Below are 9,238 nucleotides of genomic sequence, written 5' to 3'. Positions count from 1 at the left end.
AACCACAATCCTCAGACAGGAAACCTCAGCCGTAAATGCGCTCCACACTTCTCCCGCGGCAGCGGGTTAGTTCAATCCCAAAAGATTCAGTCAGGTCGGATGCCGCTCTAGCCGTCAATAATGGATGCCGTTCGGCATAGAGAGTAGTTCACTGCGACCTTGACACTTCTTGCGTTGGAGATCGTGGAGGCCACAGCACGGCAGCCGTCAGAGCTGACGATAGCGAGGGTGATGCAGCCGTTTCCGGTGGAATGGCAGTTTCAGAGAAAAACAGCGTAAAGCGATTTGGGACGGCTTCGGCCAAAAGCGAAGTTGTGCAGATGTGACTTCCGGAAGCGCGTGCCGATGCCGCTGCCTCAAGCAGCTCTGCGTATTCACAACGATCCGATAGCTGCCCCTGCTCTCCCTATCCATCAAGGCGCGGGTAAAGTGGTTTATGCATTGCCCAACGATGGATGACGCAAGATCACAGTATCGTGCAAGTAGAGCCTCTGCTTGTCTGTCTGCTGGGTAATGGCCGGTTCATCATCTGAGCCAAAGGTAGGGGATGACCCCCGCCGTATCGGCAAAGCGGATGGCTGTATCGAGAAGTTCCATCACCGCCACGGCAACAGAGAAGCCGGCGCTGAACAACATGACGGAGGTGGAGAGGGCACGCGGATTTCCGGCGTGGCAGAAGGCGATGGCGATCTGGGTCAGCAAACCGAAGATCAGCAGGCTTGCGAGTTTTGCGCCGTCATGAGGCTGGCTTCTGAGCTTGCTGCGCTGGAGGTTTGAGGTGCGCAAGTTTTCCAGCGCAGTCATGAACGACGCGTTCTGGGAAGAATGACCTTTGAAGAACTCCGCATCCGCTCCGGCGAGATAGAGGCGCTGCAGCGGTTCCTGAAGGGTGGACGGCGCACCGGGGTCGGGTGAGCCCATGCGGTCGATCGCCACCAGGGCGTCGGCGTAGGCCTGGATCGCCTGCGGCACGCGGGGATCGCCCGGCATGACGCTGACTGCGATCAAGGAAAGGCTCTGAAGGGCACTCACTTCCGCGTCGAGCAAATCATTGATGCGGGTCGTCTTCTGCCAAACCTCATTCGCCATGAGGCTGGCATACAGGCCGAACAGCAGTGCCAGCGCAGCAAAGTAGGGACCGACGACGCCGCGCACTGTAAAGCGGCTGCGGTCAAGAAAGTGGAAGGCAACGCATACCATGGCGCCAAGTCCGAGCGGCACCAGCGTGACGCCAATCTCCCATGCCAGCGGCAGGCCGCTGGCCTTATAGATGGTCCATAGCACACCCGTGAGCAGAAGCAGGCTTACCAACCACCACGCCCGCATCAAGGCGAAGACATCGACGGGCGGTTCGCCCTCGGGGTACTCGGGCTTCGCCAGATCCGCCGCAGGCTGATGCACGGCCGGCCTGATGAGGAAATTGATGGCGAGCGCCAGAAGGAACAGCAGCGCCGTACCGTAGAAGGCTTCCGAACGGCTCACCTGTTGAGCCGCGCTGGCCGCAGGATCAGACGTGAACAGTGCCCCGAGTGCGAAGGCGATGGCCGCGCCCGCCGACCACGCAGTGAGAATGCGACCATGGATGAAGCCGGCGTATTTCGGCCCGAACACATCCGATACATAAGAAGGCATGATGGCGAAGAGACCACCGTAGACGGCAGTCATCAGCATGTATTCGAGTACCGTGAAGGGCAAGTTCATCCGGGCAGCGATCAACGGCGTGCTTGCATAGAGGACGGCACCCGTGATGAGCAGCAAACCCGCAGTGTTCTTTCGGCCCAGGTAGTCAGATGCGAGGGCCGCAAGAAAACGTCCGGCCATGTTGGATACGCTGAGCAGGGCCACGAAGCCCGAAATCTCCGCCATCGAGGCGCTGCGGCCCATGGCGAGGGTGAGAATGCCTGGTGCACTGGCAAGATGGTTAATGCCGGCCACGACACTGATCAGAAGGATGATCCATAGCAGATAGAACTGTGGCTTACGCACAGCGCGGGAGGGTTCGACAGAAGGCACTGCGCGCGAGGCGGCGCCCGCGGGCACTCTGATTGCCAGCGAGGCCACCAGCATGATTACACCGTAGACTGCCGCCAGCGTGATGAGCGTCTGCCCGGCACCGTTCCAGCCGAGTGATCTGAACATCTCCATAAGGAAAGATGACAATGCCGTTGCGAGCATCGCACCGCCACCAAAACCGGTAATAGCAAGGCCGGTGGCAAGCCCACGCCGCTCGGGGAACCAGTCCAGCAACATCTGCACGGGTGCAACATAGCCAATCCCCAGGCCGATGCCCGCAATCACACCGTAACTGGCATAAAACAGCAACGTCTGTTCTGCTTCAATGGCGATCCCGGCCAATGCAAGACCGCAACAGAAAAGCAAGGTAGAGAGAAGCGCGGTGGCGCGCGGCCCGATGCGAACAACAAGGGGTCCGGCAAAGGCGGCGGAAAGGCCCAGTATCACCATAGCCAACGTAAACACGCCGTTGAGGTGGAGATTGATCCAAGCCGGTGCGCCGGTCTGATCCGTAGCAGTTGACGTCATCAGCGGTTGATAGAGCGCACCCAGTGCATAGGCCTGCCCCAGGCAGAGGTGAAGCGCCATAGCAACGGGCAGAACCCGGCGGCGGTCGTAGCCCGGCTTGGCGATCGAGTGTTCAAGTTTCAAGAAAGAGATCATTCTTGCCTCGCGGCTGCGCTGGCCTGTCGGAATTATTCTCTGCGGTCATAGAGGACAGGTTATGCACCGTCGAGCGATACCGCATCGTCATGAGAGACTGAGGGCTCTGGTGAAGCGCTACGGCATCAATCCAAAGGCGGTGGCGAGCAGACAGGACCCAGGGAAACCGAATCGACGGTCCTTATGGTTGAAGAGGAGGCGATCATCGTGGCCTTTCGCCAGCATACTCTTCTGCTTATTGATGATTGCCTGTATGCACTGCAAGCAACCATTCCAAACCTGACGCGCGCATCCTTATATCGCTGTCTATCGCATGCCGGGAGTGAGAAGATCACCGAGAAGACGTTCAGGTTCGTTGAGCTTCACAGCACGGCGATGCGCCGGGTCGCGGCAGACTTCCTCCGCAATCTCGCTGACGTTGTTCCATACAAGATCAACACCATTCTGACCGGTAACGGGACGCACATCACTGATCCTGCCGGCGGCGGGTGGTCTGTATCTGACATCAAGGCGATGGCGCTCGATGCCTTTTCATCGGGCCTGATCTGGCTGAAAGCGATGCGCGAGTGATCGTCGATTGCGACGTGGTTGCGGTAGTTCTGGCGCGTGCCGGTTGTGCGGAACTGTAACGGCGAAACGGCCGAGTTTCCTGATATCGATGTGCAGACTCTCGCCGGGTCTCGCGCGTTCATGGTGGCGGACAACCTCTTGCGAGATCACAGCCAGCGCATTCGCTGCTGCGAACCATCATCTTATCAAGTAAAGTAATCTCGTGTTTTCAACGTCTTGCTACTCTACATCCGTTCAATTCATCATAGAGGCAACACCAGATATCTTCTCGTCATCCTTCAACGCGGACCAGCACAGAGCGTCGCGGATTGACAATCTCATAACCTTAGATTGTGACGGCATCCACTTTGTGATGCGACTAGCGTTTTGACCTGTTCATCACGCGGCGCACGAGGATGGGCGCGGCGATGGAGGCGATGAGCAGGCAGCCCAGGATGACGCTGATGACAATCCCTGGCACGTTGATGAGCGACAATCCGAAGGTGATGAGCCCTAAGATGAAGACCGCAAGCACGACGCCCGGAATGGTGCCGGAGCCGCCGGCAATCGACACGCCGCCGAGGATGACCATGGTGATGATCTCGAGTTCCCAACCGAGGGCGATGTTGGGCCGTGTGGAACCGATGCGCGCCGTGAGCAGCGTGGCCGCAAGCCCTGAGAGCAGGCCCGTCAGCACGAAGAGCTGGAAGCGGATGCGCTCCACCGGGATGCCGGAGAACTTCGCGGCGGTCGGATTGTTGCCGATGGCATAGAGCTTGCGGCCAAAGGCCGTCATGTGCAGGACGATGGCGAAGATCACGGCCAGCGCCAGGAAGATCACGAAGGAATGGGGCAGAGGCGGCCAACTGATGAGATAACTCTGCCCGATCGCCGTATAGTCCTTCGGATATTGCTTGATCACCTGATCGCCCAGCACCACCTGCGCCAGCCCGCGATAGAGCGACATTGTTCCGATGGTGACGACGATGGAGGGCAGTCCGATGCCGGTGACGAGGAAACCATTGAAGGCGCCGCACAACACGCCGACGGCGGGGCCCACCAGCAGCAAAACCCAGAGCGGCGCACCAGCCTCCGCCGCAAGGCCCGTGGCCAGCGACGCCAGCGCGATGATGGCCGCGACCGACAGGTCAATCTCGCGCGTGATGATGAGAAGCGCCATGGCCAGCGCGACGATGGCCTTTTCCGAGAAATTATAGGTGGCGTCCGACAGATTGTAGATGTCAAGGAAGTAGGGCGAGATCGCCGTGTTGCCGATGATCACCACCACAAGCAGGGCAACAAGAATCGTCTCCCAGCGCAGCAGCCAGTCGGACAGGCGGCGGGGCGCCTGATCGGCAACACTCTGGCGGACAGGTGCCGTCATTTCGCGGCTCCCGCGGCGCGGCGCGCTTCCGGCAGGATGAGCTTCACGCCCCGCTTTTCGGCGCGCGCATTGACGACAACCGCGCCGAGGATCACGGCACCCGAGATCGCCATCTGCCAGAAGGGCGTGACCTGCATGACAGGAAGCGCATTCACGATGACGCCGAGGAACAGCGCACCCAGCAGCGTTCCAGCGACCGTGCCCACACCGCCGGCAATCGAGACGCCGCCGATGACGCAGGCGGCAATCACGGTGAGTTCATAGCCGGACGCAATCTCCGAATAGGCAACGCCATAGCGCGACACCCAGAGATAGCCGCAGAGGCCGGAGATTGCGCCTGCAATGGTGTAGACGAGGAGTTGCTGGCGGGACAGGTCGATGCCGCAATAGCGCGCCGCCACGGGATTGCCGCCGACGGCGTAGAGGCCCCTGCCCGTGCGCGTCATGGTTAGGAACACCCACACGGCAAGCGACACCGCCAGCATGATCCAGAAGAGCGTCGAGAAACCGAAGAGCGTCAGCTTGGGAAATGACTGGAACGTATCGCCCATTTCGGAGGCATTGACCTGGTTGCCACCGCCATAGACGACGATCATGCCGCGATAGACGGCGAGCGTGCCCAGTGTCACGACGATGGGCGGAATGCCCACAAACGCGATCAGCGCGCCGTTGATCAGCCCCAGCAAGATGCCCACCAGAATGGCCAGGCCGATAAATGCGATGACGGGAAGATCCGGCTGGTGCTGTGCCAGCGAGGCGGAGATCATGCCTGCCAGCGCCAGCGCGGAGGCCGTGGAGAGATCGATGCCGCGGGTCAGGATCACCATCATCTGGGCCAGCGCCAGCATGGCGAGGATCGAGGTATCGTTCAGCACACGAATGATATTGTCGATGGACACGAATGTCGGCGCATAGGCGCCGATCGCGGCGACCATCGCCAGGATGATGGCAGCGAGTGCTGCTTCGCGGTTTTTTAGAATGGCGGTCATGCGGCCTTCCGTGCGCCCGTCGCGGCGGCGACAATATCTTCAGCGGACCACGACCCGCGCGTGAATTCTTCGGCGATGCGGCCCTCCTGCATCACCAGCACGCGGTCGGCCAGTCCCATGATCTCGGGAAGTTCCGAGCTGATGAGAATGACGGCCAGTCCCTCCTCCGCCAGCTCCCCGATGAAGTCATGCACGGCGGCCTTGGAGCCGACGTCGATGCCCTTGGTCGGCTCATCGAGGATGATGACCTTCGGCTTGGCGGCCAGCCACTTGGCGATGACCACCTTCTGCTGGTTGCCGCCGGACAGTTCGCCCAGGCGCTGCTCCCAGTTGGCGGCGCGCACGTCGAGGCGCTTTCCAAGCATGCGCACGTCATGCAGTTCGGAGGAGCGCGACACGAAGAGGTTCTTCACATGCGAGGCGAGGGACGCGAGCGTGACGTTCTCGCGGATACCCAGTTCCAGCACCGCGCCCTGGTCCTGCCGGTCCTCGGGCACATAGGAGATTCCCGCCGCAATGGCATCACCTGGTGAGGAAATGGCAAGCGGCTGGCCGTTGAGCGTCATGCTCCCCTTCGATGGCGGCGTCATGCCGAACAGGCACTGCATCGCTTCCGAGCGCCCGGCACCGACGAGGCCATAGAAGCCGAGGATCTCACCGCGGCGGAGCTCGAAGGAGATGTCAGCGAATTCGGTGGCATTGGAAAGTCCCTCGACCTTCAGCACGGTGCCGCCGATGGCGATGTCGCGCTTTGGAAACACCTGGTCGATGGGGCGGCCGACCATGAGGCTCACGAGCTTCGCCTCCGTCACATCTGCGATCTTGCCGCTGCCGACCTTCTCGCCGTCCCGCAGGCACACGAAGGCATCGGCCACGCGGAAGATTTCGTCGAACTTGTGGGAAATGAAGACCACGGCGCGCCCTTCGGCCTTGAGCTGCGCGATGATGCGGAAGAGATCGTCGATCTCGTTGCGGGAGAGCGCCGCCGTGGGCTCGTCCATGATGATGACGCCGGCCTCATGGCTGAGCGCGCGGGTGATCTCAACCATGTGCTTCTGCGCCACGGAAAGCTGCTTCAGCATCGCGTCGGGCCCGAAGTCGGCATCGATGCGCTTCAGCAATTCACCCCCGCGGCGGCGCATCTGCGGCCAGTCGACGAGGCCCGCCGCCGTCACCGGCATGTGGCCCATGAAAATGTTCTCGGCAACGCTCAGCTCGTCGAACATCACCGTTTCCTGATGGATGGCGGCAATGCCGGCTGCCCAGGAATCACGCGGGCTGGAAAAGCGCCGCGGCAGGCCGCCGACGCGCACCTCTCCCTCGTCCGGCACATAGATGCCGGTCAGGATCTTCACGATGGTGGATTTTCCTGCACCGTTCTCGCCGATCAGCGCCGTCACCTCACCTGCGTTGAGCGTGAAGGACACATCACGCAACGCCCGGACGCCGGGAAATGACTTGGAGATACGCTCGAGAGAAAGCACAGGCCCCCCGCCTTGCAGCGGGGGGCTTGCGTTGGAAAGCGTCATCAGAAGATCTTCGCGAATTCCTCAACATTGGTCTTGTCGAAGGTGAAGGGCTCGCCCATCGCGGCGTGGCCATTCTCGCCCACCGTGGTCTCGCCCATGCGGCCCATCTTGACCGTTGATCCCGGGCCGGCTTCCGCACCGTTTAGGATGTTGATCATGATCTGCGTCGAGGCATAGCCGTAGTCCACCGGGTTCCAGATGGCGAAGGAGTCGCAAGCGCCCTTGAGAACCGCATCCTTCATCTCGGAGGGAAGGCCAAGGCCCGTGATATAGACCTTGCCGATGAGGCCGCCGTCGATGATCGCCTTGGCACCGGCGCGGATGCCGATGGTGGTGGGCGAAATCACGCCACGCAGGTTGGGATAGGCCTTCACGAGGCCTTCCATCTCGCGGTAGCTCTTGTCGTCCTGGTCATCGCCATAGACGGTAGCAACCAGCGGCATCTCGCTGTACTCGGGCTTCTTCCACTCTTCCTTCATGGCCTCGATCCAGGAATTCTGGTTGGTCATGGTAGAAGCGGCGGAGAGAATGGCGACCTCGCCCTTGCCGCCGAGAGTCTTGGCGATCATCTGCACCTGCTTGGCGCCGATGAGCGGAGTCGAGGAGGCATCGAGATGCATGATGCGGCCGCCATCGCCGATGGCGGAGTCGAAGCTGATGACCTTGATGCCGCGGTCCATCGCCTTCTTGCCGACCGGGATCAGTGCATCGGCGTCATTGGACGACACGATGATGCCGTCGACCTTCTGGGCGATCAGCGCGTCGATGACGGCAATCTGCTCTTCCGCGGTGGCCTTGGTCGGCGCGGTGTAGATGATCTCGAAGCCACCGACTTCAGTCGCCGCTTCGGTCGCGCCCTTGGCGCAGGCGTCGAAATAGCTGTTGCCGAGGTTCTTCACGACCATGGCAATGCGCTTGCCTTCAGCATGGGCGATACCGGCGAAGAAGCCGGTGCCCGCCGCCGCGGCGACGGCGGATGCTGACATCAGTTTCAGGGTATGTCTGCGTGTGGTCTTCATGGTGGGGCCTCCCAAATTTGGAACAAGTGCTGCTTTATCCGCCCGTTGCCGGGCAGTTGAGACCGATCAGTCAGTCGGTACCAATGTTAACGTCGGCAGGAAGCGGCAAGTCAAGCCTCAATGCAGCACAATGCCGTTTGGAGCCGTGAAACCGTCCTCATCGGGTGACGCTCCCGGCATAGGCCCTCCCACCGACCAAGGCCGAGATAGCGGCGGCCCCTTCGAGGCCAACTGATTCGGCCAGGAAGCCCTTGGGTGACGTTTCATCGGCAAGGAGGATCGTACCGATCCCGAGGGGCGGCGGAATTGCGGCCACGAAGGTTCCAAACTGCTGCGGGGCAAGCGCCCACACCCCGAGTTCGATCGCAGCCCCTTCCCGCTCCCGACCCGTTGCAGGCCGGGCTTGGGCATGGACTGTTCCGCAAGTGCGAACAGCCAGTAGTTCAGTGTGGTCTGCACGGCACGGCGAAAATGTCCCCCCAAGCTGTTTCAGATCGCCGTTTAGCGGCATGCCACCGCTGCGCCCGCTCACTTATTGTAGTTCGTCGAGAGAGGTGATGATCTGCATCTGTTTATTCTGGGGGATGCATGCGCCCATGACATGCACCATCTTGCCCACGGTCTCTGTTCAGTCCTTCTCGTCCTGGATCGGCGAGTTCATCGGGATGACGTCGAGGCTGTGGCAGGCCACACAGTTGCCCACCACGACGCCTGGACCATCGCCGGACTTTAGGGCGACTGACGATTCGTCGGCGCGGACAACAGCTGTGCTCAAGGCGATGAGGAGAAGAGCGCCAGACACGGCAGATGTGATGCTTGACTTCATCATGCTGCTACCACTGTCCGGCTGCAACCGGACATTACCGAGCAACTGATACCAAGGGCTCTTGTGACTGACTCACGGGGGATTCCCCAGATGTTGGAGTTCTGAATTCACTGGGCGCGAGGAGGATTCGCGCCATGCCATCAGCAGTACCCTTACGGACGGATTTTTCAGCTCGTGAGCTTCGCCGGTTGGCGAAGCAGTCCCGGGACAACAATCAGAGCCGACGGCTGCTTTCTCTGGCGGCGGTGTTGGAGGGGATGAGCCGC

Annotated in this window: 7 protein-coding genes and 2 pseudogenes; 1 reads left to right on the top strand and 8 read right to left on the bottom strand. The window is 60.9% G+C overall.

Features of this window, described 5'->3' with window-relative positions:
• Positions 1–525 precede the first annotated feature (525 nt).
• Positions 526–2,664, bottom strand: a complete 2,139-nt coding sequence (locus tag ACILRA_RS14945; RefSeq protein ID WP_395662881.1) for an OFA family MFS transporter — start codon at positions 2,662–2,664, stop codon at positions 526–528.
• A 73-nt stretch (positions 2,665–2,737) separates the two neighbouring features.
• Here ACILRA_RS14945 and ACILRA_RS14940 point away from each other — a divergent pair.
• Positions 2,738–3,201, top strand: a pseudogene (locus ACILRA_RS14940) (IS481 family transposase); the annotation flags it as partial.
• On the opposite strand, the pseudogene ACILRA_RS14935 reads toward ACILRA_RS14940, so the two are convergent.
• The 7 genes and pseudogenes from ACILRA_RS14935 to ACILRA_RS14905 form a co-directional block, all read right to left on the bottom strand.
• A pseudogene (locus tag ACILRA_RS14935) lies at positions 3,180–3,384 on the bottom strand (IS481 family transposase); the annotation flags it as partial. The pseudogenes ACILRA_RS14940 and ACILRA_RS14935 overlap by 22 nt on opposite strands.
• Before the next feature lie 220 nt (positions 3,385–3,604).
• Complete coding sequence (locus ACILRA_RS14930; protein ID WP_395662880.1) at positions 3,605–4,609, bottom strand: ABC transporter permease; 1,005 nt, start codon at positions 4,607–4,609, stop codon at positions 3,605–3,607.
• Positions 4,606–5,598 (bottom strand): ABC transporter permease, encoded by a 993-nt coding sequence (locus ACILRA_RS14925; protein ID WP_395662879.1) that lies wholly within the window; start codon positions 5,596–5,598, stop codon positions 4,606–4,608. Before ACILRA_RS14925 ends, ACILRA_RS14930 begins: the two co-directional genes overlap by 4 nt.
• Positions 5,595–7,127: a sugar ABC transporter ATP-binding protein gene (locus tag ACILRA_RS14920; RefSeq protein WP_395662878.1), complete on the bottom strand. Its 1,533-nt coding sequence runs from the start codon at positions 7,125–7,127 to the stop codon at positions 5,595–5,597. Before ACILRA_RS14920 ends, ACILRA_RS14925 begins: the two co-directional genes overlap by 4 nt.
• Entirely contained in the window at positions 7,127–8,122 is a 996-nt protein-coding gene (rhaS, locus tag ACILRA_RS14915; protein ID WP_395662882.1) for a rhamnose ABC transporter substrate-binding protein, read from the bottom strand. The genes ACILRA_RS14920 and rhaS overlap by 1 nt, the downstream gene beginning before the upstream one ends.
• A gap of 181 nt (positions 8,123–8,303) precedes the next feature.
• On the bottom strand, positions 8,304–8,657 hold the full coding sequence (locus tag ACILRA_RS14910; protein WP_395662877.1) for a hypothetical protein: 354 nt from the start codon (positions 8,655–8,657) through the stop codon (positions 8,304–8,306).
• Between the two features lie 117 nt (positions 8,658–8,774).
• The gene (locus tag ACILRA_RS14905; protein ID WP_395662876.1) at positions 8,775–8,975 is read right to left on the bottom strand and encodes a hypothetical protein; all 201 of its coding nucleotides are present in this window, start codon (positions 8,973–8,975) and stop codon (positions 8,775–8,777) included.
• Between the last annotated feature and the right edge of the window lie 263 nt (positions 8,976–9,238).

Origin of the sequence: Aestuariivirga sp., from assembly GCF_044239095.1 — a bacterium.
Lineage (GTDB): Bacteria > Pseudomonadota > Alphaproteobacteria > Rhizobiales > Aestuariivirgaceae > Aestuariivirga.
This window is presented reverse-complemented; position numbering and strand designations above follow the sequence as displayed.

Coding starts and splice junctions, on each gene's coding strand:
- ACILRA_RS14930 (WP_395662880.1), bottom strand. CDS start 4,609: ATGACGGCACCTGTCCGCCAGAGTGTTGCCGATCAGGCGCCCCGCCGC.
- ACILRA_RS14925 (WP_395662879.1), bottom strand. CDS start 5,598: ATGACCGCCATTCTAAAAAACCGCGAAGCAGCACTCGCTGCCATCATC.
- ACILRA_RS14920 (WP_395662878.1), bottom strand. CDS start 7,127: ATGACGCTTTCCAACGCAAGCCCCCCGCTGCAAGGCGGGGGGCCTGTG.
- ACILRA_RS14910 (WP_395662877.1), bottom strand. CDS start 8,657: ATGCCGCTAAACGGCGATCTGAAACAGCTTGGGGGGACATTTTCGCCG.
- ACILRA_RS14905 (WP_395662876.1), bottom strand. CDS start 8,975: ATGATGAAGTCAAGCATCACATCTGCCGTGTCTGGCGCTCTTCTCCTC.